This is a genomic window from Siphonobacter sp. BAB-5405, assembly GCF_002872335.1.
Classification (GTDB): domain Bacteria; phylum Bacteroidota; class Bacteroidia; order Cytophagales; family Spirosomataceae; genus Siphonobacter.
Map to the genome: position 1 here is coordinate 63,121 of NZ_NJAG01000025.1, position 26,189 is coordinate 89,309.

The 26,189-nt window shown below is 51.1% G+C and carries 14 protein-coding genes; 9 read left to right on the top strand and 5 right to left on the bottom strand.

The features are described from left to right. Nucleotides 1-111: 111 nt before the first annotated feature. Both BWI97_RS17750 and BWI97_RS17755 read right to left on the bottom strand, forming a co-directional pair. Nucleotides 112-2,271 carry a dynamin family protein gene (locus tag BWI97_RS17750; RefSeq protein WP_102202191.1) on the bottom strand — a complete coding sequence of 720 codons (2,160 nt, stop codon included), beginning with the start codon at nt 2,269-2,271 and terminating at the stop codon, nt 112-114. Nucleotides 2,272-2,457: 186 nt separating this feature from the next. Continuing rightward, nucleotides 2,458-3,384 (bottom strand): hypothetical protein, encoded by a 927-nt coding sequence (locus BWI97_RS17755; RefSeq protein WP_141217340.1) that lies wholly within the window; start codon nt 3,382-3,384, stop codon nt 2,458-2,460. An 892-nt stretch (nt 3,385-4,276) separates the two neighbouring features. Between BWI97_RS17755 and BWI97_RS17760 the strand changes: the two genes are divergently transcribed. Then, nucleotides 4,277-4,690, top strand: coding sequence for a hypothetical protein (locus tag BWI97_RS17760; protein ID WP_146010969.1), 414 nt, complete (start codon nt 4,277-4,279; stop codon nt 4,688-4,690). Between the two features lie 106 nt (nt 4,691-4,796). On the opposite strand, the gene BWI97_RS17765 is transcribed toward BWI97_RS17760, so the two are convergent. Next, a complete protein-coding gene (locus BWI97_RS17765; protein ID WP_102202193.1) occupies nt 4,797-5,126 on the bottom strand; it encodes a hypothetical protein in 330 nt (109 codons plus the stop codon). 190 nt (nt 5,127-5,316) lie between these two features. Between BWI97_RS17765 and BWI97_RS17770 the strand changes: the two genes are divergently transcribed. Then, nucleotides 5,317-7,338: a glycoside hydrolase family 127 protein gene (locus tag BWI97_RS17770; RefSeq protein ID WP_102202194.1), complete on the top strand. Its 2,022-nt coding sequence runs from the start codon at nt 5,317-5,319 to the stop codon at nt 7,336-7,338. A 194-nt stretch (nt 7,339-7,532) separates the two neighbouring features. Here BWI97_RS17770 and BWI97_RS17775 read toward each other — a convergent pair whose 3' ends face one another. After that, nucleotides 7,533-9,806, bottom strand: a complete 2,274-nt coding sequence (locus BWI97_RS17775) for a DUF5703 domain-containing protein (protein WP_233207895.1) — start codon at nt 9,804-9,806, stop codon at nt 7,533-7,535. A gap of 291 nt (nt 9,807-10,097) precedes the next feature. Here BWI97_RS17775 and BWI97_RS28075 point away from each other — a divergent pair, with 291 nt between their 5' ends. The 7 genes from BWI97_RS28075 (at nt 10,098) to BWI97_RS17810 (ending at nt 25,184) form a co-directional block, all read left to right on the top strand. Beyond that, a complete protein-coding gene (locus tag BWI97_RS28075; RefSeq protein ID WP_199182036.1) occupies nt 10,098-11,696 on the top strand; it encodes a hypothetical protein in 1,599 nt (532 codons plus the stop codon). Nucleotides 11,697-12,984: 1,288 nt separating this feature from the next. Further along, a complete protein-coding gene (locus BWI97_RS17785; protein ID WP_146010970.1) occupies nt 12,985-14,517 on the top strand; it encodes a glycosyl hydrolase family 65 protein in 1,533 nt (510 codons plus the stop codon). Nucleotides 14,518-14,535: 18 nt separating this feature from the next. Next, nucleotides 14,536-16,086: a glycoside hydrolase family 28 protein gene (locus BWI97_RS17790; RefSeq protein WP_102202196.1), complete on the top strand. Its 1,551-nt coding sequence runs from the start codon at nt 14,536-14,538 to the stop codon at nt 16,084-16,086. A 17-nt stretch (nt 16,087-16,103) separates the two neighbouring features. Beyond that, a complete protein-coding gene (locus tag BWI97_RS17795; protein WP_102202197.1) occupies nt 16,104-18,893 on the top strand; it encodes a glycoside hydrolase N-terminal domain-containing protein in 2,790 nt (929 codons plus the stop codon). Between the two features lie 71 nt (nt 18,894-18,964). After that, nucleotides 18,965-22,408, top strand: a complete 3,444-nt coding sequence (locus BWI97_RS17800; protein WP_102202198.1) for a malectin domain-containing carbohydrate-binding protein — start codon at nt 18,965-18,967, stop codon at nt 22,406-22,408. A 227-nt stretch (nt 22,409-22,635) separates the two neighbouring features. Continuing rightward, a complete protein-coding gene (locus BWI97_RS17805) occupies nt 22,636-24,234 on the top strand; it encodes a sodium:solute symporter (protein ID WP_102202199.1) in 1,599 nt (532 codons plus the stop codon). Nucleotides 24,235-24,257: 23 nt separating this feature from the next. Further along, entirely contained in the window at nt 24,258-25,184 is a 927-nt protein-coding gene (locus BWI97_RS17810; RefSeq protein ID WP_094808771.1) for a dihydrodipicolinate synthase family protein, read from the top strand. 8 nt (nt 25,185-25,192) lie between these two features. On the opposite strand, the gene BWI97_RS17815 is transcribed toward BWI97_RS17810, so the two are convergent. After that, on the bottom strand, nt 25,193-26,071 hold the full coding sequence (locus tag BWI97_RS17815; RefSeq protein WP_094808770.1) for an AraC family transcriptional regulator: 879 nt from the start codon (nt 26,069-26,071) through the stop codon (nt 25,193-25,195). Nucleotides 26,072-26,189: the final 118 nt, after the last annotated feature.

Consider the following 26,189-nt stretch of genomic DNA (forward strand, 5'->3'; position numbering starts at 1 on the left):
TGAAAGTAGCGTTCTAAATACTTACAGATCTGGATAGAATTAACGAAAAAAACCTCATCAGATTACAGATCTGATGAGGTTTTCTAAATACGAGCCAAGTCGCTAGTGAGGTTAATTTTTATGCGTGGAGAGGTAACTTCTCAGTTGATCGACTTGTTCATTGCTTTGTTGAAGCACCTGCTGGTTGAAATTGATCTTTTCGTAGGTTTCCACCCAGATTCGCACGCGATTCCGCTGATAGAAAATTTCCCAGTTGTCCTTGGTATTTTTAGCCTTGAATAACTGATCGAGCAATTCTTCCACCAACGCAAAAGACATTTTATTGAGGTCTTTCGCCCAGACGTCGAATTCATTCTGAATCTTGTAGAGACAGGCCTCCACGGAGCTGACGATGTAATTACGAATGTCTTCGGCCGTATCCTCCCGGGACAGACGCACCGAAACATAATCCGGCGTCAGGATATCCAGGTGTTCCCGAATCCGGAAGTGTAGAAAACCTAAATACGACAACTGGAACTGAGCGAACGATTGTACGGGCAGGTGTAACGAAGGCATGGATTCCAGCTCCCGCAACAGACTCACCTCAAAAGATTCATGAGGGTGAACAAGGCCCGCCAGACGACCTTCCGTTTTAAGAATATCAAAAATGCGTTGACGCACCTGCTGGATCACGTCATTGAGCGTATCACCCAATTTCAGAAACTCTTTCGTGATGAACGTGCGGTGCTCGTTCAGATATTCTTCGTACGTCTTATTATACGAGCCCAACGCATTACGGCTCAATTCAATATCCCGAATGGTCAGATTGGCGGCATATTCCAGACACGACTGCTTGATCTGATCGAATTTTTCCTGAATCTGCAGGTTGGGCGAATCCCGCAGGGCGTTGAGTTCTTTCAGGTTCTCTTCGCAGGCATTGGTTAATTCCTGCCAAAGGGTATTGAATAAGCTTTTGAAAGTGGCGAAATCCGTCATATCGTCGGGGGGAGTAAAAATTCCGTTAAAATAGTTAATTACCTGATGAAGGGCTCCATCGATACTGGTCATTTTCCGCTGGTATTCCAGAGCATATTGTTGATCCCAGTCATCGAGTTTATCCTGCATATCTTCCAGAACAGCCCGTAGTACGTTTTCTTCGACTTCCTCGGCACTGGCACAGTCTACCGTAACGATCTTGCTAAAGAACAAACCGTTGCGATCCGTACTGTCTTTTAAATCCTGGCAGTTCCGGGCATTGTCCGTCAAGGTCTTGGTATGATTCAGGAGCAGAAAGGAGCAGGCGGGCAGGCTGATGCCCGGAATCGCCATCTGTTCAAGGGAGTTTTCACAGAACTGATACAGGTCCAGATCGGCGGGTTCCCAGACGGCCCCCAACGCATCAGGTTTGCGGACAAAAAGAATAAAATCAATATCACTGGCCAGCGACCGAATCAATTTCTGCTCATTGACCAGTCCCGTATCACCCAGTCCCGGCATGTCAATCAGCGTAATCGGGCCTGCTTCCGCCAGGGGGAAAGGCGTGTCAATATGCACCTGTTTAACGGCCAGATAGGCGTAACTGGCCTCGCGGTTTTCGTTCACCTGGGCAATGTACTGCCGCACCTGATGCAGGGGAACTTCCTGCGTAAGGCCCGTCAGTAAGTGATTGAACGAGGAAAAGTTACGGTGAATTTCCTGGAGCTTCTGGTAACGGGCTACGGTAACCGGACTGGTATCCTCGGGCTGATCCGGTAAGGCCTGCGAAACGAACTCAGCCAGGTTGGCCGGACTATACTGCAAGTCCAGTTCCTGAAAATAAGGAGATACCGTTGACTGGAAAAAGCTCGTCCGGCTGTGAAATTCTACCAGAGCCCGGGCTTTGTGACTATCGTTGGCAATGACACTCATGACGCCCGTGCAGTGCGGGCCATTGCCGTCGGGAATGACCTGGGAATTCAGTCCGGACAGGCTTTGCAGCAGTCTGCTTTTTCCCTGGCGGGCTCTGCCAATGACTCCAATGCTGATGCTTTTGCGGGAAAATCGCTGACTGAGCTGAACCAGATACTGTTGTTCTTCTTCAATTCGCTTGAGAAGCGTGGGCAAATTAGCCCGATCAATGGCCTGGATGACCTGGTCAGACGCATGATCCGATATTTTTAGTTTAACATTTTCCAACACTGACATCGAGTGGCTCATCAAAGCGAGCCGCTGCATGTCCTGCGTGATTTTATCCGCAAACTGCCCCCGCTTCTGGATGATCTGCTGGATATTGGATACTATGAAATTAGGCATGGAGTCAATTCAATAAGAAAAGTGTAAGAAAAACACAGCGAGAATCCGAAAATCCAGTCATCCTTTTGATCAGGCACAAAACAATCCAGTAAGATTACCTGACGACGCTCCGTCGCCAGTAACCCTGCCTGAGCTGGCTCTGGAAATTAGCCGTCCGTGTGATTTCTGAACGAAACAAAAAAGCGGCTACCTGAGTACTTTCAGATTACTGTAGTTCAGGCACCGCGAGTGCAATCGTTCGTTCGTAGATTTCAGGTAGTTAAGTTCTTTAAACAGGTTTCTGAAAAAGCCCATCAGGCCTTTCTTTCTTTTCAAATAATACTGCTCGAAAATGAAGGAAAATAAGTAGAGGTAAGGATATTCAATATTCTGGGGATTAAACTGATTGCGTTGCGTAACACTAAATACAGGCTTCCATACTTCCGTATTCAGGATTTGTACCTTTTTGTGATACATGAATGAAGCATTACCCAACGTTTGAATGGGAATGATCGCTGATTTAAGGTTATCCTGAAGACCCAGAAAGTCAAAAATTTTCTGGTACACTTCATGAATTTTCAGCGTTAAGTCCTTGGTCAGCGTATCATTGACCAGATACGTTTCGCATTTGGTTGGAATGAACAGAACCAGTTTTGTATCCGGATTTTTTTCTAGCCCCAGCTTCAATACATCCAATAGATTCTGGACATTGTTTTTACATTCTTCCATGTCGTTCATGACGGCTGACGAATCGATGGGAATGACAATGACGGAAGAATCCTGAATAAAATTGACGACTTTTTCCGTATCATCCGTAATCCAGTTTCCCGGAATATCACGGAACGAAACGACCAGAAAAGGCTCTGAGTTTTTGTGAGAAATTTCTAACGGATAGGTGGATACAGCATCCGTTGACTGAATTCCATCGAAATAAGTAATGGTGCCCTTGCCCAGCGAGGCAATGAGCTTCTCCCTATTTTGATCTAACTGGGCAGCTAACTGGGAATCCAGGGTCAGGTTTAAACCAATACTACTGGCCAAATCGCGGCGGATGTTATCATCCATTGAAGATAAAAACGTAGTTTTTCCTTCACCGGATGCGGCTAGCATCGTGACATTAATAAAGGTTTGCATGGGTGAATAATAAGCTCCTTGGACTTGGCGATTTAATTGGATCAGGTCTTTATCCTGAGCTATTCAGGAGTGAAGGCCGTCATCATGGATCATATTTAGCACTGAGGTTGTCTTGATAAGGTACAGTCTGGCGACGACTGTTCGGCTCTATATCCGTATATGTATGAAGCGGCAATCATGAAATGATAATTTTTTAAGTGTAGGTGCTTAAACTTTACTTCTTTCATGACTCCGAAAGCAAATCTTTCTGGTATTTATTAAACGTATAATTTGCTTATAGTCAATACATTTTAAGGGACATGGCTGATTTCAAAAAGTCAACCTGTCAGGAAATTATTGCGTTATGAATTAGATACCAAATAAACCGAGTGAAATGCTGAAAATAATTCCTTTCCGTGCAGAGCTTGTAGGAATTTGCTTAATTGATTATTAAATGATAATAAATTTTAAAATTTCGGAGATGTTTTAGAAGCCCATTTCAGTAAAATTCCTTTCCGTCAATTACCCAGGATTTAGGGTTAAATTTTGTAAAATATTATTTGAAACTATATAGATTAATTACTCGCATTGCTCTGATTATTAACGTAAAACAGCCAATTAGTAAAAGAATTAATTCTTCGTTTACTATAAAGACGAATGGAGATGATTAAAAACTTTCTTTACATGAATGTATCGCTAATGGTTATGTGAAGGCCTATAAAATACTAGTGTATTTAGTTATATTTAAAGTGTGAATAGTTATAATTGTAATAAAAATAGTAGACGCTACTCAGGCACGCTTGCTGAGAGGAATTCTTTACCAAAACGGGACTATTCGTATTGCAGCCATGCCAGTATTTAATTGATGAAGGCTCACGCACAGCAAATACGTAACCCTTTTCACTGGAAGTCTATGAGAAAAATAACCTTGATCCTGGCTATTGCGGTAGGCTTTGTTGCGTGCAGGAGCGGACGTAATTCTGGTGTAAAAACAAGTCAGAAAGTAGGGTATACCTTTTCTGACTATAACCTGGCCCGCAAAGCCCCGGATCATTTACGAACGCCGGAACAGCAGACAATGCTCATCCAATTAAGCAAAACCGTAGCGGATCATATGGTCGTTGAGCAGAATCAGCTGGTATTTAAAATGAGTGAAGAAGCGTTTGTTAAGAAGGGGATGCCGAAAGAGTTATACGCTGAGATTCAAAAGAATATGGAGACGAATAATAAATACCTGGCAACCATGGAGCCCTCAGAATTTGACCTGGATGAAATGCTGAAGAACTTCAAAGCTTCGATGAACAGGTTGGGTTCGTCAGCTAACTAATAATCATGATCCCAAAGGCCTGGGTTGATTTCTCAACCCAGGCTTTTTAATGTTCTGAAGGGATTTTGGCTAAGGTCGGATGTCCCAATTTCCACGTCTAAGCAAATTACTGAAACACCACCTTCTCCGGTGTAGGATACTCTAGTAATTTCGAAAAATCCACTTTCCAGAAATCCAGATCCAGCAGGCGATTGTGTTCGTCCTTCGTAAGCGTAATAACGACGGGCGTCTGATCGGAGTCGATGTAATTGACCTGTACCACGTCACCCGCGTAGGCTTCGGGATTACCGCCGAGCGAAATGCTACCCATTTTTCCACCTTCGTATTCTTCCACCAGTTCATCAATGGGATAGTCTGCCGGGTTGAGCTGTACGTGTTGCAACATATGGTGAATGAGTGCTACTTCCTGTTCGCGAATGGGCCGTCGTTGATTCATAACTACATGCGAGTAAAAGACAGGCGGCGTACGGTGCCGCTGATTGCCTTCAAAAATAAACGGTTCCCGGCAAACAGGCTAACATCCTACAGCCTCTGGTAAAATTCCCGGAGCTTTGCCAGTCGGTAATCGTCTACTTTTGATCTACGCCCTGTATCCGCGTTTGTTCGTACTAAAGTGCCTGCTTACCATGCTTAACCTCATTCGCCGTATTTCCATCGCCGGACTGGTGGGTTGTAGTACCCTCAGTCTGGCCCAGACCAACAGTCTGGTCAATACTTCCCAAAGTAAATTTTCCCGCCTCCAGAGTCTGGATTTAGATGCCGTACAGTGGACGACGGGCTTCTGGGCCGACCGCTTCCGGGTATGCCGGGATTCCATGGTACCTCAGCTCTGGAAAACCTATACCGATGCGGACGTCAGTCACGCCTACCGCAATTTTGAAGTGGCCGCCGGGCTACAGCCCGGAGCTTTCAAAGGACCGTCCTTTCACGATGGTGATTTCTACAAGACGCTCGAATCGGTGGCGAGTATGTACGCCCTGACCAAAGATCCGAAGCTGAATAAGCACATGGACGAGGCGATTGCCGTCATCGGCAAGGCTCAAACGCCCGACGGATACATTTATACGAAAGCGATCATCGAGCAGAAGAAAACGGGTAAGAAGCAGATGTTTGACGACAAACTCAGTTTTGAAGCCTACAACTTCGGCCACCTGATGACTGCCGCCTGCATTCATTACCGGGCTACGGGGCAGACGAGCTTTCTCGACATTGCCCGAAAAGCCACTGATTTTTTGATTGATTTCTATACCAAAGCCAGTCCTGAGCAGGCCCGTAACGCCATCTGTCCTTCGCACTACATGGGCATTACGGAAATGTACCGGACTACGCACGAGCCGAAATACCTGGCTCTGGCCCAGAAGCTCATCAATATTCGGGGGATGAGTGAAGGTACGGACGACAACTCCGACCGCGTACCGTTTCGCGAGATGAAGAAAGTGATTGGGCACGCCGTACGAGCCAATTACCTCTTTGCCGGAGCCGCTGACGTATTCGCCGAAACGGGCGATAGTACGCTGCTGTCTACACTCGATCTGGTGTGGGACGATGTCGTCAACCGCAAGATGTACATCACGGGTGGTTGCGGAGCTTTGTACGATGGCGTATCGCCCGAGGGCACTTCGTACCAGCCGGATACCGTTCAGAAAATTCATCAGGCCTACGGGAAAGCCTACCAGTTGCCCAACCTGTCGGCCCATAATGAAACCTGTGCGAATATTGGAAACTTGCTCTGGAATTACCGGATGCTACAAATTACGGGCGATTCCAAATACGCGGATGTGATGGAGCTGGCTTTGTACAATAGCATTCTTTCGGGCATTGATCTGGGCGGAACGAAGTTCTTCTACACCAACCCGTTGCGGGCTTCGGATGCGTACCCGTACCAGATGCGTTGGATGGGGGGCCGTTCGCCGTACATCGCCTTGTCCAACTGCTGTCCGCCGAATACCGTCCGGACGATTGCCGAGGTCAGTAATTATCTGTATAGTACGTCAGATCAGGGTTTATGGCTGAATTTATACGGTAGTAATCGGTTAAATACGAAGCTACCCGATGGGTCGCCGCTGGTCGTCTCGCAGGAAACGGACTATCCCTGGCAGGGTACGATCAAAGTACGCATGGAGAAAGTGCCGACTCGGGTCTATTCGCTTTTTGTACGGATTCCGGGCTGGTGTACGGGAGCCACACTGAGCGTAAACGGGAAAACGCAGTCCGCGACATCCGGCACGTACGCCGAAATCCGCCGAACCTGGAAAGCAGGCGATGTGGTAGAAATCAAATTGCCCATGCCTGTACAATTGATGGAATCCAACCCGCTGGTGGAAGAAACCCGCAATCAGGTGGCCGTGAAACGCGGACCACTGGTGTACTGCCTGGAATCCGTAGATAACCCTTCCGTACCCACGGATCAGGTGGCTTTATTAACCGAAACGACCTGGAAAACGAAGCCGCTGGGGGTGGAAGGTACACAGGTGATGGTGCTGGAAGGGAAAGCTCGCCCATTAACGCCCAAGAACTGGAACCAGCAACTCTACCGACCGCTCCAAACGCCCAAGCCTACATCCACCACCGTTCGCCTCATTCCGTACTACGCCTGGAGTAACCGGGGGCATTCGGAAATGGCGGTATGGTTGCCGGTGGTGCGGTGAGGTTTTTCGTGATGTGGATGTGGTACCTGACCTTTTCCCCCGCATTGCATACGGGGCTATTGTTGTTAAACCCCCTTCGGGGTTGGGGCGTATAATAGAAGAGGTAACTGGTGCAGGTTTCCAAACCTGTACCTACGATCCGGCAGTTTCTAACTGCCGGGCTATGTTGTAATGCGGGAAACTTAGAAACCAACCTACTCCGGCAATAACACCACCACATCCTTCCGCCGTTCCTCGGGCCATACCTTCAGTTGTTCCAATTTTCCATTTTTTAGTATCCCTTCCACCGTCGTTTGGTAAGGAGCGTGGAGTTTGAAATGTACGTCCCAGTTTTGGGGCCAGGCGGGAAAAAGGTACAGCTTCCGGCCATCGGCCTGTAGGAGCATTTCTTGTAATCCAATCATCCCCGAGCCGCCCCAGTTGTGGTCGGGTGTCCAGTCGTAGCCGGGACCCCAGAAGGCGGGAAAGCGGCGGCCTGAATCCTGGAGCTTCAGTAAGGTGAGGCGAGCGGCTTCATCTCGAAGGCCGAGTCGGGCGGCGAAGATGTTATCCTGCTTCCAGCCCACGTGACTCCGAAACCGCAGGGCGTCGGGATCGTAACGATAGGTATTGATCGCCGTATCCAGATTGGCCCGACCTATGCCGTACGTACCCCAGGGAAAAACCGGATACAGTTGCGGCGTTTCGGTATTGTTAATGCGTTCCCAAAGCTGAGCGGGTGCCAGTGTCGGATGACCGTCGAAACTACGAAAACTGATACTAGGAATTCGACTCAGCATCAATTGCCAGTGTTGTCGTTTTTCCAGATTCAGGTACGAATCGGGCAATTCGAGCAGTCGGGTTAGTACCGTTTTCAGAGCTGAAATCGTGGAGGTGGCGTTATACGTCATCTTGTACGTTTCTGCCGCCGATCCGGGATACAAAATCAGCTTTCCAGCTCCATCAAACGTCTTACTGCCGCGTTTTTTCGCCAGATACTGGTAATGCTCATGGAAGAACGTCAGGCAGCTTTCAATGAACGGTACGTAGGCATGAATGGCGTCCCCGGCGTACCGCTCGGTTTCCAGCATCATCAGGCAAAATTCCAGTACCGTATCCCATTCGTACTCCAGCCAGGCATTATGTTCCATGCCCGGATCATAGTCTGCCGGACGCTTCCAGCTATACTCTGCCGGGTTGGGTAAGCCAAAGTTTTCGAGTTGTTCCGTGAAGCTCGCCCCGGCGTGTTTCCAGTACACCCGCGTCCGTAATTCGGCGTTGGCCAATGCACGCTGGTAAAAGGCAAACTGGGGCTTCATCAAGGCCCAGTCGCCGCTTTTCAGCATTGGCCAATACACCAGTCGCTGGTTCTGGGCCGTATGCGTACCACCCCCCCAGTTCCGGAAATCGGGCGTAAATTTCATCGAAGAATCCGTCAGAGCGGGATCATAGGTAAAGAGGCCACCGTTGAATTTGGTTGGCCATTGACCACTGGCGTTGCAACCCAACAGGTAGCGAAATAACTGGTAGTTGCGACCGACTTTCCATTGGGGCGTATTCGCCGCTCCGATGGTAATGAAGCTGCGTTCCCAGAAGGCTTTCCACCAGTCCAGCGTCGCTTTTCGGGCCGAACGGGCCGTTTGGGCGGATTCGTTCCGAAGGGCCGTTAAACCTTTTTTCCATTCGTGAAACGACTCATGTTGAGCCGTATGTAAATGCAGCGTGAGCGACTGTTGCCGCTGGGGGCGAAGGCTGACAAGCTGGTAGCCCCGAAAATCCGTATCCTGGTACTTCCCCTCAACCGTACCCGCCGCTTTCAGCCCTGGTCCCGAAAGGACGCCCCCAAACGTCAGGTTTTTTAGCGGATTGTACAGTTGATTCTTGACCGAATCGAGTTGCTGTTGGCGTACCGTTACGTCGAATACCGAAGGGCCGGAACCGTTGGCATGGTAAAAGAGAATTTCATTTTCCTGAGCCTGTACGTCGTCTTTTCGTGTGACGATTTCACCCTGCGGAGCAAATTTATACGAGTTCGCATGGTTGGCTTTGCCTTTCACGGGACGGTCGGCGTACCGCCAGCTTTCGTACGTTGCCTGGGTTTGAACGGCCCGATTACTGCTTATATCTACGTGAACGACGGGTCGAAAAACGTCCACCCAAACATCGATCTGAGCCGTGTGTGTACCCTTGCTACCCGTGATGCGTACGTGCCCTTCCTGCAGCCGAAGTTCCTGGCGAAAACGGGTTCCAGATTCGAAAGGATTGGGGGAAAGTCGCACCCGAACGCGTCCTAGTTTTAGTAGCGTATTGTTGTGATCGAAGGTGCCGCTGCGAGCTACGTACAAAAGCAGCTCGCCCTGTTCTACCCAGACGTTCAAACCTACGTCACCACCGCCGCAGGGCATGGACTCCGAAGCGTTCCGACTGGGCGTGTCCCAAACTACATTATAGGATGTTAGCGAAGGCGTTTGAGCACGAACTCCGGACAAAGACCACAGAAGTGCAGCAACTAACGAAAGTCTGAATATACCCATCATGCAATGAATTGAATAGCCAGCGGAATCTCTGGAAAAATAAAGCCAGTATCCCCGAAATATGGTAGTAATAAGTGAGGAAGCCTGGCGATACTTTAGAAAAGACCAAAGAAACATACGCCGACCATTACACGCAAAATGTCCGCAAGGCTCTGGCTAAGATGGTACAATTAAAAGAGAAAATGTTAGATAATCAGGCTGGCTTACGCTGGTAGTTTTGTAATTCATTCGCTCTGAACATTTACTATGCATCGATTCTTTCTATTCCTTTCCCTGCTTTTTGCTTTCCACATCCAGGGGCAGGCTCAGCAAAAACTGACTCTGGTATTGCCGTCGAAAAGCCCGGAACGGGTCAGCTTTGGAGCCGAAAAACTACAGCAGAAATTACGATCGGCGGGCTATGAGGTCACCCTGGTCCGAAAGGATCAGGTAAAAGCCGACCCTTCACAAATTCGTATCGGAATTGTCGGTGACGCTCTGGTTCAGTCGCTTACCGAAAAAAGCGGCAAGGAAGGATTCGTCCTGCATAAAGAAAAAGGGCAGCCCTGGCTCATCAAAGGCAGTGACGCTTCCGGAGCCCTGTACGGGTGTCTGGAACTGGCCTCCCGTCTGCACCCCAAGCTACCCGAAACCCTGCATCTGACTGACCAGCCCGAAATGGTGTTGCGGGGTACCTGCATTGGCATCCAGAAACCGTACTATCTGCCGGGACGTACGGTGTATGAGTATCCGTACACGCCCGAAACGTTCCCCTGGTTTTACGACAAAGAGCTATGGATTCAGTATTTGGATATGATGGTGGAAAACCGCTATAACTCCCTGTATCTCTGGAACGGCCACCCCTTTGCTTCTTTGGTTAAACTCAAGGAATACCCGTACGCCGTAGAGGTGGACGATGCGACGTTCAAAAAAAATGAAGAAATGTTCCGTTTCCTGACGCAGGAAGCCGACAAACGCGGTATCTGGGTGATTCAGATGTTTTATAACATTCTGTTGTCGAAGCCATTCGCCGAAAAACATAACCTGAAAACGCAGGACCGGGAGCGGCCCATCACGCCGCTCATGTCCGATTACACGCGGAAATCCATCGCCGCTTTCGTGGCTAAGTATCCCAACGTTGGTTTGCTCATCACGCTGGGCGAAGCCATGGAAGGCGTAGGGCAGGACGATGTGGACTGGTTTACGAAGACCATCATTCCCGGTGTACAGGACGGTTTAAAAACGATTGGGCAGAAAACCGAACCGCCCATTGTACTGCGGGCTCACGATACGGATGCTCCCCGCGTCATGAAATCAGCGTTGCCTTTGTACAAGAATCTGTACACGATGGCAAAATTTAACGGCGAGGCCTTGACGACGTATACCCCCCGGGGAAAGTGGGCCGAGCTGCATCGCACGTTGAGCAATATCGGCACGGTACACATCGAAAACGTCCACATTCTGGCCAATCTGGAGCCTTTCCGCTACGGTTCGGCGGACTTTGTGCAAAAGTCCGTACAGGCCATGCACAACGTTTACGGAGCCAATGGCTTGCACCTGTACCCGCAGGCTTCGTACTGGGACTGGCCCTACGCCGCTGATGCCGCACCCAAACGTTTGCTACAGGTCGATCGCGACTGGATCTGGTACCAGACCTGGCTCGTTACGCCTGGAAAGCCAATCGCGATCGGGCGGGAGAGGTTACGTATTGGGGCCATGAGCTGGCTCAGAAATACGGATTGCCGCTGGAAAAAGGCAAGGCTGTACTGGAAGCCTATGAACAAACGGGCGAGATTTCACCGAAATTATTACGGCGGTACGGTATCACCGACGGCAACCGCCAGACGCTCACGCTGGGTATGCTGATGACGCAACTCATTAACCCCTGGCGGTACGGCCTCTTCACGCTGTTGTACGAATCGGAAGCTCCCGAGGGCGAGATGATCATTGAGTACGCGGAAAAAGAAGCGAAGCAGGAGAAGCACATCGGAGAAACACCGATTCGGGTAGCGGAGGAAGTGGTTGAACACGGAAAGAAAGCCGTCCAAGCCATTGACGAAGCGACGCCCGCCGTCACCAAAGATCGGGAAGAATTCAAGCGGTTACGAAACGATGTCTACGCTCAGAACGCTATGGCTCAGTTTTACGCCGACAAAGCCCGGGCGGCTGTGGCGGTGCTACGCTACAAGTATTCCGGCAAAGTCGAGGATCTGGAAAAAGCCTTACCGCTGCTGAAATCGAGCGTGGCTCACTACGCGGAGCTAACGAAGCTGACGAAAGATACCTATCTCTACGCCAACAGTATGCAAACGGCCCAGCGAAAAATTCCGATGCGGGGCGTCAATGCGACGTACAAAAACTGGTACGAAATGCTGCCCGTTTTTGAAAAGGAACTCCGCACGTTCGAACGGAAGATTGACTCGCTCAAAGCTCATACGGGAGCCACCGCTCTGCAACGAATGGCTTTTAAACCCGCGACGGTCCAACTGACGAACGCCAGCTACTTCCCCGTACAAGCGGGCGAAAGCATTTACGCCGATACGCTGGCAAAAATCGTCGCTCTGACGCCCGAACTGAAAGACTTGAAAGGCTTGAAAATGCGTAAGAAGCAACAGCAGTCGGAGCGTACCACGCTGACGTTCCATACCGATAAGCCCGTGAAACTGCTGGTGGGTTTTTACAACGAAAAGAATGCGGCGTACCTGCGGGCACCCGAGCTGGAAACCGACGCCAGTGCCAACGATTACGGGCAGGCGGAAATCAAGATTTCCAACGCTATCCAGATCGAAGGCTTCCCGCCCGTACACGTGCATGCGTTCACGTTTGCTCCCGGTAATCATACCTTACACCTGGGTCGGGGCCAGTGCGTACTGCTGGGTTTTGTGGAAGGGGCTCAGGAAATTCCGGTATTCGACGGCGGACTGGCCGGTAATCAAAAAAACATCGACTGGTTATTCGAATAAACCGATTAACCCAACTAGTCAGGGGTACGATCCCTGGAATCGGGAAATGCTTAATCGAGCAGATACCAACTCCGAAGGAGTTCAACCCGATTAGCTAGGGGTGCAACCCCTGGAATCGAGATTCGAAGGAATCAACAAAAGTAACCAGGGCTACATCCTCTGGCACATTCCAGCAAAAAAAAAGCCTCTCTATGCGTCAGTACCTCCTTAGCGGAATGCTCGCTTGTCTGAGTCTAAGCACCTTCGCTCAACACGTATTAACGGATCAGCCCCTTCAGAAATACGTAACGGCCTTCAACGCGGCTGACGAAGAGGCCGTGAAAAACTACGTCCCCAACGCCCAGTCGCAGGCCTGGCTTTCCCAAAACATTCCGTACTTCGATAGTCCCGATTCCGTACTTACGCAGTTGTATTACTATCGCTGGTGGGCGTTCCGTAAACACCTCAAGCAAACGCCCGACGGATTCATTTTCACCGAATTCATTACACCGGTGAAACACGCCGGGAAGCACAATGCCATTAGCAGTGCTCTGGGTCATCACGTGTACGAAGGCCGCTGGCTCCGCAATCCGCAGTACGTCGACGAGTACATTTCCTTCTGGCTGTACGTCGATCCCAGGCATACCGTACAGCGGTTCCATTCCTTCAGCAGCTGGCTCGCCGACGCCGTGTATCAGCGGTATCTGGTCAATACAGACGAGTCTTTTGTGCGGAAAATTACCCCCGCTCTGGCCGCCGACTACCGCCGCTGGGAGTCGGAGCGGCAATTGCCCAATCAGCTTTTCTGGCAGCACGACGTAAAAGATGCCATGGAGGAATCCATTAGTGGGGGGCGGAAAGTGAGAAACGTGCGGCCCACCATCAACAGTTACATGTACGGCAACGCCAAAGCCCTGGCCGCTCTGGGGCAACTGCTGAAAAACGATACCCTCCGGGAAACCTATCTGCAAAAAGCCCTGCAACTGAAGCAATTGACGCAGCAGACCTTGTGGAATGAGGGCGATCAGTTTTTCGAGGTGAAACTGGAAAACGGAACCTTTGCCAACGCCCGCGAAGCCATCGGATTCATTCCCTGGTACTTCAACCTGCCCGACGATAGTCCCAAGTACGCCGCCGCCTGGAAACAACTCGGCGATACGACCGGATTTCAGGCTCCCTGGGGCCTGACCACCGCCGAACGCCGGCATCCCGGGTTCCGGACGCACGGTTCGGGACACGGTTGCGAGTGGGACGGTCCGCTCTGGCCCTTCGCCACCACGCAAACCCTGAAAGCCCTGTCGCATTTTCTGACGGATTACCAGCACAATAAAACCGTCAGCCGGGCCCAGTTCTTCGATGAATTACGCCGATACGCGGATTCGCACGTCATGAACGGCAAGCTATACCTCGGTGAATATCAGGATGAAAAGAACGGGGAATGGCTGAAGGGAGACGATCCCCGCAGTAAGTTCTACAATCATTCCGGATTCGCGGATTTGATCATTAACGATTTGATTGGACTGAAACCCCGTTCGGACGATACGCTGGAAATCAAACCGCTCCTCGAAGAAAAACGATGGGACTGGTTTTGCCTGGATCGGGTGCCCTACCACGGAAAAACGCTGACGATTCTCTGGGATAAAACCGGGAAAAAATACGGCAAAGGCAAAGGTTTCCGGGTATGGGCCGATGGTAAGGAAGTCTACCACGGAAAACAGTTGAAAGCCATTCAGACCCGGCTTTAATGCTAATACAAAGCAATCATGCGAACACTTTTCACTTTATTGACCTGCATACTGATCGCCGGAACGACGCAGGCCCAGCAGTACTTCAACGTCACAGCCTACGGAGCTAAAAAAGACAGCAGTGCCCTGGCGACGCAGGCCATTCAGAAAGCCATTGCCGCCGCCGTGAAGGGGGGAGGCGGCACCGTATACTTCCCACCGGGCAAGTACAAAACGGGACCCATTCACCTGAAAAGTAACATCACGATTCACATCGATGCGGGTGCCGAAATCCACTTTACGGATAATTTCGACGCCTATTTGCCCATGGTCGAATCGCGTTGGGAAGGATCGGACGTAACGAACTTCTCGCCGCTCTTTTACGCCAACCGGGCCGAAAACATTGCCATTACGGGTCGCGGACTGATTGACGGGCACGGTAAAAAGTGGTGGGCATATTCGGAAATACACGTCAAAAACTCGCCGGGTTCAAAGTGGCAGGACGAGTTTCACCGCCTCAATAAAGACATTCTGCGGCCCGATCTGCCGGGCTGGGTTGAGCGGGGTTTTCTGCGGCCTCCGTTCATTCAGTTCATGCACTGCAAAAACGTGCTAATCGAAGGGATCACCATTCGGAACTCGCCGTTCTGGACGGTCAACCCGGAATTCTGCGAAAACGTAACCATCACGGGCGTTACGATTAACAACCCGCCTTCCCCCAATACCGACGGCATTAACCCCGAATCCTGCCGCTACGTGCACATTTCCAATTGCCACATTAGCGTGGGCGACGATTGCATCACCATTAAATCGGGTAAAGATCGGGCGGGCCGCAAGATGAACGTTCCGGCCGAAAATCATACCATCACCAACTGTACCATGCTGTCGGGACACGGCGGTGTGGTGATCGGCAGCGAAATGTCGGGTGGCGTGAAGAAAATAGCGATCTCCAACTGCGTATTCGACGGTACGGATCGCGGCATCCGGATCAAAACCGCTCGCGGTCGGGGTGGCGTGGTGGAAGACATTCGCGTGGACAATATCATCATGAAAAACATTCGGGATCAGGCCATTGTACTCGATATGCAGTACGCCAAAACCAACCCCGAACCCGTTTCCGAACGGACGCCCGCCTTCCGGAATATTCACTTCAGTAACATCACCGCCGAGGTGAACCGGGCGGGTTATCTGAACGGATTGCAGGAAATGCCCATTGAAAACGTCAGTTTCACGGACCTCCAGATTCGGGCCAAAACCGGATTTCTGATCAAAGCAGCCAAAGACGTATCCTTTCATAACGTCAAGGTCAGTACTCAAACCGGTCCCGCCATTGAGGCTGAAAATGTACAGACGCTGGAAGTCAATGCGGTGAAGACCTACACACCACACGCTGATACACCCGTGCTGGACCTGACCAACATTCGCGATGCCTTCATTACAAATGCCTTTCCGGCGGCGGGTACCGAAGTGTATTTGAAAATCAAGGGAGCCGATAGCCGCAACATCACCCTGGAAGGCAACCAGTTCAAAGGCGTAAAAACGCCCGTCTGGAAGTCGAATGAAGTGAAGGAAGACGTGGTACGGAACTAAATGGGTCGGGCATACGCATGAAATTACGCATTTTTTTACTGTTGTTGCTGGGATACACGGCTCAGGCTCAGTCGTATCAGTTGTGGTACACCAAGCCCGCCGTCAAGTGGACGGACGCCTTGCCGCTGGGGAATGGGCGACTGGGAGCCATGGTCTTCGGAGGAGTCGAGAATGACCGGATTCAGTTCAATGAGTCCACGCTATGGACGGGTGAGCCGCGTGCCCACGCTCGGCCCGGAGCGGCGGCCTATTTACCCGAAATCCGCAAACTACTGGCCGAAGGCAAGCAGAAAGAAGCCGAGCAATTAGCCGAAGCCCATTTCATGGGCCTGAAAAGTAACGAAGGTCGCAAGGAAGAATGGCTGGCGTCGGTGAAGATGGGCAAGGGCGTACCAGGAAATCCGGCAGAAGCGGCCTATGACGATTCGGACTGGAAAACCATGCCCGTACCCGCCTACGAGGGTTGGGAAACGGTAGGCTTCGAAGGGCTGGACGGAGCCGTCTGGTTTCGAACCACGTTTACTTTACCCGAAAACTGGAATGGTAAAGCCCTCACGCTTGACCTGAACCGCGTTCGCGATCATGATTTTACCTACGTCAATGGCAAACTCATAGGAACGACGAACAGTACCGAACCTCGTAAGTATCAGATTCCCGCCCATATACTGAAACCCGGCAAGAATGTACTGGCCATTCAGGTGATCAATTACTTCGATAAAGGCGGGATTGCGGGGTACAAGGATACGACTCGTCATTTGGCCCTATATCCGGCTAATAGCTCCGAGAAGCTTTCCCTGAATGGTAACTGGAAGTATTTTATCCAGAACAGCGAACCGCCCGCCGTACCCCGATATCAGGCCGATTATCAGCCGTTTGGAAATCTCAACCTGAGCTTCAAAAACCTAACGAACTCAACGGATTACCGTCGCGAACTGAACCTGAATGAGGCTGTAGCCCGGACGCAGTTCAAGGCAGGCGACGTGACTTATACCCGCGAATACCTGACGAGTCAGCCGAAAGGCGTACTGGCGATTCACCTGACGGCCAGTCAGCCGGGACGCATCAGTTTGACGGCCGCCCTGAGCAGTCCACATGCCAGGCATAGCGTACGGAAAATCGACGAACAAACACTGGCTCTGGCCGTACAGGTACGAAACGGAGCCCTTCGTGGGGAAAGTTACCTGCGGGTGGAAACGAAAAAAGGGATAAGTCGCATGGAGTCGAATCAACTGGTGATCGAGGGAGCCGACGAAGTGACGCTGTATCTGACGGCGGCTACGAATTTCGTTGATTACCAGAATGTTTCGGGGAATCCGGTGGCCGTCTGTGAGAAAATCATACAGCGGGTGACCGGACAAACCTACGCTCAGGTTCGGCAGGAACACCTGCGGGAATACCAGCCGTATTACCAGAAGTTTTCGGTGGAACTAGGGCCTAACACCGACCAGAAACTGCCGACCGATCAGCGATTGGCTCGCTTTTCGGCCGCACCCGATCCGTCGTTTATGGCTTTGTACATGCAATATGGACGGTATCTGCTGATTTCCAGCTCCCGACCGGGCGGACAACCCGCCAATTTGCAGGGCCTCTGGAACGACCTGCTGGCTCCCCCCTGGGGCAGCAAGTACACGACCAACATCAACCTCGAAATGAACTACTGGCTCGCCGAGGTACTCAACCTGTCGGCCCAGCACGAGCCGCTGTTTCGGATGATGGATGAACTCGCTCAGACGGGTACGCAAACGGCGAAGCTCCATTACAACGCTCGGGGCTGGGTTTTGCACCACAATACGGACTTGTGGCGGGGAACGGCTCCCATCAATGCCGCCAACCACGGCATCTGGGTAACGGGAGCGGGCTGGCTGAGTCAGCACGTATGGGAACATTTTCAGTATACCCAGGATCTGGATTTCCTGAAAAAGCGGGCGTATCCGCTGATGAAACAGGCCGCTCTGTTTTTTACGGATTTCCTGGTAAAAGATCCTAAAACGGGCTGGCTGATCAGTACGCCCTCCAACTCGCCCGAGAATGGTGGGTTAGTCGCCGGACCCACGATGGATCATCAGATCATTCGAACCCTGTTTCGAAACTGCATTCAGGCCAGCGAACGCCTGCGTACGGACGAAACCTTCCGCAAAACCCTGCAAACCCAACTCCAGCAACTGGCCCCCAATCAGATCGGGCGGTACGGACAATTGCAGGAGTGGCTGGAAGACCAGGACGATACGACCAATCACCACCGTCACGTGTCGCACCTTTGGGGCGTACATCCGGGCGATGACATTACCTGGGGGAAAACGCCCGACGTAATGAAGGCCGCCCGGCAGTCGCTGTTGTACCGGGGTGACGAAGGAACGGGCTGGAGTCTGGCCTGGAAAATCAATTTCTGGGCTCGTTTCCGCGAGGGCGAACACGCTCTGCAACTCGTCAAAATGCTGCTGCGTCCGGTGTCGGGAGCCGGTGGTTCGTACGTTAATCTCTTCGATGCTCACCCGCCGTTTCAGATCGATGGAAACTTTGGTGGCTCGGCGGGAATGGCTGAAATGCTGCTGCAAAGCCATAGTTCTGGTATTGATCTGTTGCCCGCTTTGCCCGCAGTACTGGCCGAGGGAAACCTGCGGGGAATCCGGGCCAGGGGTGGTTTTGAGCTGGATTTTTCCTGGAAACAGGGTAAGCTGACGACGGTAACGGTCCGTTCGCTGGCCGGAGAGCCCTGCGTTCTGCGGTATGGCTCGAAAGAAGTGAAGTTCACGACGGAAAAGGGCCAATCCTACACCTTCAACGGCAAGCTGGAAAAGCAGAAGTAAAGCGTTTCAGCCAGCCGTTCATACCCATACGTCCGGCCCGCGTGGACCGGACGTAATTCCCTTTAGAATCAATGCATTTAAAACTGATCCTGTTGAGTCTGTTTCTGACCTTCACGGCCTGGGGACAGTCGCGAAAAGAAATTTCCTTGCAGGCAAACTGGCAGTCTACCGCCACGGACGATACCACGGCACACCCGGATTTTTATCGAAGTGACTTCAAGCCTCAGTCCTGGAAAACCGTGCAGGTGCCCCACAACTGGGATCAGTACGGTGGCTATCGCCGGAAAGTCAACGGCAATCGCTACGGCGTAGCCTGGTATCGCAAAACCTTCACGGTGCAGGAAGCCGCGGCGGGAAAACGATTCTTTCTGTTTTTTGAAGGCGTAGGTTCGTACGCCACCATCTGGCTCAACGGAAAAAAGATAGGCTATCACGCGGGGGGACGGACTTCGTTCACTTTGGATATTACGGACGTTGTTCGTCTCAACAATCAAACCAATCTGCTGGCCGTACGGGCCGATCACCCCGATCAGATTCAGGATTTACCTTGGGTGAGCGGCGGGAGTTCCAGCGAGCGGGGTTTCTCGGAAGGCTCCCAGCCAATGGGCATCTTTCGTCCGGTGCAGCTCATCGTAACCCGTGACGTACGAATTGAACCTTTTGGTGTACACGTCTGGAATGATACGAGCGTTTCGGCCACGGCGGCGAAACTGCACGTTACGAGTGAAATCAAAAACTACGGTACCCGGCCCCGTACCCTGACGGTCGTGCAGCAACTGCTGGATCGTTCGGGAAAAACCGTAACCAAAGTTGAGCAAAAACTGAATTTAAAAGCCGGAGAAACGGTAACGCTTGCGTCACCAGATCTTTCCGTTTCGCGTCCGCAGCTCTGGTCACCCGAGCAGCCGTACCTCTATCGACTCGTGACGCAGGTGCTGGAACAGGGCCAGCGAATGGATCAACTAACCACGCCCTACGGCATCCGACGGGTGAACTGGGATTTGAGTCCCAACGCGAAAACCCGCTTACGCATCAACGGCCAGCGGGTCTTCATCAATGGCGTAGCCGAGTACGAACATTTGCTGGGCAGCAGTCACGCGTTCAGTGAAGAACAAATTCGCACGCGGGTACGTCAGGTCAAAGCCGCCGGATTCAATGCCTTTCGTGACGCTCATCAGCCCCATAACCTTCGCTATCATCCGTACTGGGACGAAGCCGGTATTCTCTGGTGGCCGCAAATGGCCGCTCACATCTGGTACGATACGCCCGCCTTTCGCCGAAATTTCAAACGATTACTGATCGACTGGGTGAAAGAGCGGCGAAACAGTCCGTCGATCATTCTCTGGGGACTCGAAAATGAAAGTACGCTTCCCGAGGATTTCGCCCGGGAATGTAGCGAGCTGATCCGGCAACTCGATCCGACGGCTTCTTCCCAGCGAAAAATCACGACCTGTAACGGTGGGAAAGGTACCGACTGGGACGTGCCGCAGAACTGGACGGGTACCTACGGCGGCGATCCGCACCAGTACGGCGAAGACCTGAAACGGCAGATTCTGGTGGGTGAATACGGAGCCTGGCGAACCATCGACCAGCATACGGAAGGCCGTGGCGTATTTAGCGAAAACCGCATGACGGACCTGATGGAAACCAAAATCCGGCTGGCCGAATCGGTACGGGATCGCACGGCCGGGCATTTTTTCTGGTTGCTCAATTCGCACGACAATCCCGGTCGCGTGCAGGGTGGGGAAGGACTGCGGGAGCTGGATCGCATCGGCCCCGTGAATTACAAAGGACTCTTTACCGCCTGGGAAGAACCGACGGACGCCTTTTACCTGTTCCGGTCCAACTACGCTCCTAAAGAAACCCAGCCGATGGTCTACATCGTGTCGCATACCTGGCCGAACCGCTGGACTACGCCGGGGAAAAAAGACAGCATCATCGTCTACTCCAATTGCGATGAAGTGGAACTCTTCAATGACGTGAACCACCGTTCGCTGGGACGGAAAACACGGCAGGGGGTAGGGACGCATTTTCAGTGGGACGGAGCCGACATTCAGACGAATACCCTGTATGCCGTTGGATACGTCAATGGGAAAGCGGTGGCTACGGACGTGGTGGTCTTGAATCATTTGCCCGAAGCTCCGCATCTTTCGGAAGTAACCGGAAAGGTATCGCCTGTCTCCACGTCTGCACTTCGTTACCTGTACCGGGTCAATTGCGGCGGACCGACTTACATTGATGCCCAGAAGAACGTCTGGTACGCCGATCAGCGGAAAACGAAGACAAACGCCTGGGGTTCTGCTTCCTGGACTGAACACTATCCGGGCATGCCCGCCTTCTTTGCCAGTCAGCGGCGAACGTTTGATCCCATTCGCGGTACGCCCGACCCCAACCTCTTTCAGACTTTTCGTTACGGACGTGACCAACTGGCCTATCATTTCAACGTACCCGACGGCGACTATCAGGTGGAACTGTACTTTATCGAACCCTGGTACGGCACCGGCGGTGGACTCGATGCCACGGGCTGGCGATTGTTTGACGTCGCCATTAACGATGAGGTACGCCTCAAAAACCTGGACATCTGGAAGGAAGTGGGCCACGATGCTCTGCTGAAAAAAACGCTACGCGTACGGGTGCGAGGCGGGCAATTGAAGGTTTCTTTTCCCCACGTACCATCCGCTCAGGCGGTTATTTCGGCCATTGCCATTGCGGCTCTGGATACCAAATCTGTTGTTACGCAGCAATCGAGTTCCATTCTGAAGAGTACCAATGGGACGGTTGAATCCTGGCTGGACACGGGGGATGGGTTATTCGCGGACGAATCCATTCAGGCCGTTTCGTTACCCCCTCATTTGTACGGAGCCACCTGGCTAAAACGGAAGCGGAACGAAGCCGCAACGGTACAGGTCACGGAAGCGGCGGATGTGTTTCTGGCTGTACCCGCATCGACATCGTCACTTCCCGGTTTCGAAACCACGGGTACGTTCCTGACGACCGATGAACCCCGGCAGTATTCGGTCGTACGCAAACGAGTGCAGGAGAATGAAAAGCTGACGGTGGCGGCGGGTTCCTGGCTGGCCGCACTTCCCATCTACACCCTTGAACCCGCCTACGATCTGAAAGCGGCCACGAGTTACAAAGCCACGCAGGCCCAACCCGTAGGCGAGGGCGTAGGTAAGGAGGTCTTCCTCGACAAAGAGCGGATGGTCTTCAAAAAAGCCAGTGGTGATGCGTTGGAATGGACCCTTGCCGTAGGGGTGGCCGATACGTATTCCCTCACCCTCAAATACCATAATCCGGCTCAGAAAGCACTAAAAGTAAGTGTCGAGTTAATTCTCAAAGATGGTACAGTGGTGAAGCCCGCCGAAACGCTGGAGCTGGAGCCTTCCAAACCCGGCAAATGGACCTACGCCACTACGAATACGGGTACGATGATCAATGCGGGTACCTACACGCTGCGTCTGAAAACGCTGGATGCCGAGCGTTTATACCTGGATGCACTGGATGTTCAGTAAGGATAAGATGCTATAATTTGATGTAAGAATCATATAAATAATTCGGAAAGTACCATGGTAACTTTGTCAGAAAGAATAGGGTAAAACCGGGAGTGCTTCGAAATATATAGCCTTTTCGTCTCAATTTGAGGGCTTTTTACCGGCGAAAGGCAAAAAATTGGGAAGCTGCGTACGGTACGGGCGGCAGAAAAGCAGACTTTATCAGGTACAGACCTCTACCGATTGTTATGAAAAATTTGCCTCTGATTGATCTTACGGTTATCGCTCTCTATCTGGGAGCCATGATTGCGGTAGGATTCTATTTTTCACGGAAAAACAAAAACGCGGAACAGTTCACCAAAGCCTCCGGCATGATTCCCGGCTGGGCTATTGGGATGTCGATCTACGCGACCTTTTTGAGTAGTAATACCTTTCTGGGCGTACCCGGTAAGGCCTTTGGCGGCAACTGGAATGCTTTCGTCTTTAGTTTGTCTATGCCACTGGCGGCGTATACGGCCTCGCGTTACTTTGTTCCTTTTTACCGGCGAACGGGCGAAATCTCGGCCTACACCCACCTCGAACATCGGTTCGGCAGTTGGGCCCGTACCTATGCCGTGGTCTGTTTTCTGCTGACGCAACTGGCCCGAATGGGTTCCATCTTTTTCGGAATTGCCCTGAGTTTACAGGCCCTGACGGGGTATTCCATGGAAATGATCATGATCGTCATGGGGATCAGTATCATCATTTATACGGTGATGGGAGGAATCGAAGCGGTTATCTGGACGGAAGTGGTGCAGGCCGTCATCAAGACCCTCGGTGCCCTGATTATTCTGTACCTCATTATCCGGGAAATGCCGGGTGGCGTGCCTAAAATCGTCGAAATTGGAAAATCCTACAATAAATTCAGTCTGGGGACTTTCTCGCTTGATTTCACACAGTCTTCTTTTTGGGTCGTTTTGCTGTACGGATTTTTCATCAACCTGAACAACTTCGGGATGGACCAGAATTACATCCAGCGATACCATACCACTTCATCAGCCCGGGAAGCTTCCCGCTCTCTGTGGCTTTGCGTGGTGCTGTATATTCCGGCTTCGCTGCTGTTTTTTGTAATTGGTTCCTGTCTGTTTGCGTACTACGAAGCTCATCCGGAATTGTTACTAGCCGTCAAAATGCAGGTAGCTCAGGAGCAGGCAACGGGCGGTACGAGCGTGTCACAGGCTCTGGCTAACCTGAAACCTTCGGACTACGGCGACAAAGTAATGCCTCATTTCATGGTAACTAAAATTCCAACGGGACTGGTCGGATTGATCGTTTCGGCGATCCTTTCTGCCGCGATGAGCACCATCAGTTCGGGAATGAATGCGTCGGCAACGGTATTTTCCGAGGACATTTACAAACGGTATATCAACCCGAATGTCAGCAGCAAACAAAGCCTGCGGTTGCTGCATCTGGCAACGGTAGTGGCGGGTATGCTGGGACTGGGAGCGGGGATCGCCATGATTGGTGTAAAGAGTATTCTCGACATCTGGTGGACGCTCTCGGGTATTTTCGCGGCGGGTATGCTGGGGCTGTTTCTACTGGGAATTATCAGTCGGCAAACCCGTAACCATGAGGCCATTACGGCTACGCTGATCGGTATACTCGTTATTATCTGGATGACCTTTTCGCCGCATTTCCCCGAAGAATACGAATTTCTTCGCAGTCCCCTGCATCAGAATATGATCATCGTGATTGGTACGCTGGCAATTTTCCTGACCGGACTGCTATTGACCCGATTTATACCCACGAAAATTTCTAAAAAACCCGTAGTCGTCTCCTTGCTGGCGGCTCTGTGCCTGTTGCTCTAAAGATTTAAACATTTCTCCAAAACATGAAAACTACTACGAAGGGATTCATCCCCGTGATGCTTACGCCCTTTAAAAACGACGGTTCGATCGACTTTCCGGCCCTGACCAAACTGACGAATTTCTACCTGGAAGCCGGAGCCTCCGGCTTGTTCGCCAACTGCCTGTCCAGCGAAATGTTCGAGCTGAACGACGAAGAACGGCTGGCGGTCATCGCTCACGTGCTGGAAGTAACCCAGGGATCCGTTCCGGTGGTAGCCACGGGTACCTTTGGCGGACCCATTCCGCAGCAGGCCGAGTTTGTGAGACGGGTACACGACCTGGGTACCGATGCCGTGATTCTGATTTCGGGTTTACTGGCCGATGAACAGGATTCGGATGAGGTGTTCAACGACCGCGTAGCTGAATTACTGAATCTGACGGATCACATTCCACTGGGTTTTTACGAATGTCCGGTACCGTATAAACGTCTGATTTCCCCGGAACAACTCAGGAGTTTCGTTGCCACGGGACGGATCATCTACCACAAGGATACCTGCCTGGATCTCAATCAGATCAGGGAGAAACTGAGCGTTACCGACAACCCCCAGTTTGGTTTATACGACGCCTACATGGTTCATGCAGTGGATTCGCTCCGGGCCGGTTCCGCCGGACTGTCCTGTATTCAGGGAAACTTTTCGCCGGAACTGATCGTCTGGCTTTGCGAAAATTACAATTCTTCCGAAGATGAAGTACAGAAAGTCCAGCAGTTTCTGATTGATAACATGGATGTGATGCACAACGTATACCCCATCGTTTCCAAGTATTTTCTGCAAAAACGCGGGTTTGATATCTCCACGTTTACGCGGCGAAACGTAGGTGTACTAACGCCTCAGATTTACAAGGAAGTCGAAAGTCTGTATTCAAAGTATAGTCAGTTGAAGGAAGAACTGGATCTGAAAGCCGTCTACTAAAAAAATGCTTAGTTGACGCGGTGCAAATACTTGCGTTTATACTCTAACGGCGTAACGCCCGTTACTTTTTTGAAGTGCCGGTAAAAGTTGGAAACGTTATTGAATCCGCAGTCAAAACAAATGACTTCCGTCGGTACTTTATTCTCGACCAAAGCCCGGCAGGCATGACTAATTCGTATTTCGATTAAAAAGTCATAGTAGGTCTTATTGGTTAATAGTTTAAAGTACCGACAAAAGGAAGTGACACTCAAGTTACTGATGGATGAAATTTCTTCCAGCGTAATGTCTTTTTTGTAATTCGTCAGTGTATACGCACAAACTTTATTCAAGCGTTGCGTATCCATATCATTCGACTGATAAAACGCACTTTGACTGCTTACGATAGGGGTATATTCGTCCGTCTCCGCTAACGTTTTCAGAATCTTTAACAGAAGAATAATTTTATCCAGATCCGTTGCGGTAGTAGCGGCGTACATTAATTCGATCAGTTTTTCTTTTACTGATCCGGTCATCACCATGCCGCGTTTTGCTTTCTCGTATAACTTGGGAATTAAGTAGGCTTCTGGTAACTTTAACAAGTAATCGCCCAGGCAATCGGGCAAAAAATGAATCACAATCGCTTCCACGTTCAGGTCTGAATCGGGCTGATAGTATTCTTCTTTACAACGCCAGGTATGCGGTAAATTTTCACCTAACAGTACAATTTCGCCTTTCGAAAAGTTGCTGATGTTATCACCGATGAATCGGACGCCTTCGCCCTGAATGACGTAATGAAGTTCGATTTCCGGGTGATAATGCCAGATGGTACCGAAATTAGGTTTAATGTCGTGACGAATGCTGAAAGAACTCTCCAGTTTAACGGGGACTTTGTGAAATAGAGGCTTCATGTACGCAAGGCGTTGATCGTTTTCTTAGAGGTGTGAATGCATCGGAGCGAAACTTAGAAAGTGCTTACTCCGGGATTCTGTTAAATCTTACCCTTACCGTTTCTCTTCAACCTGAACA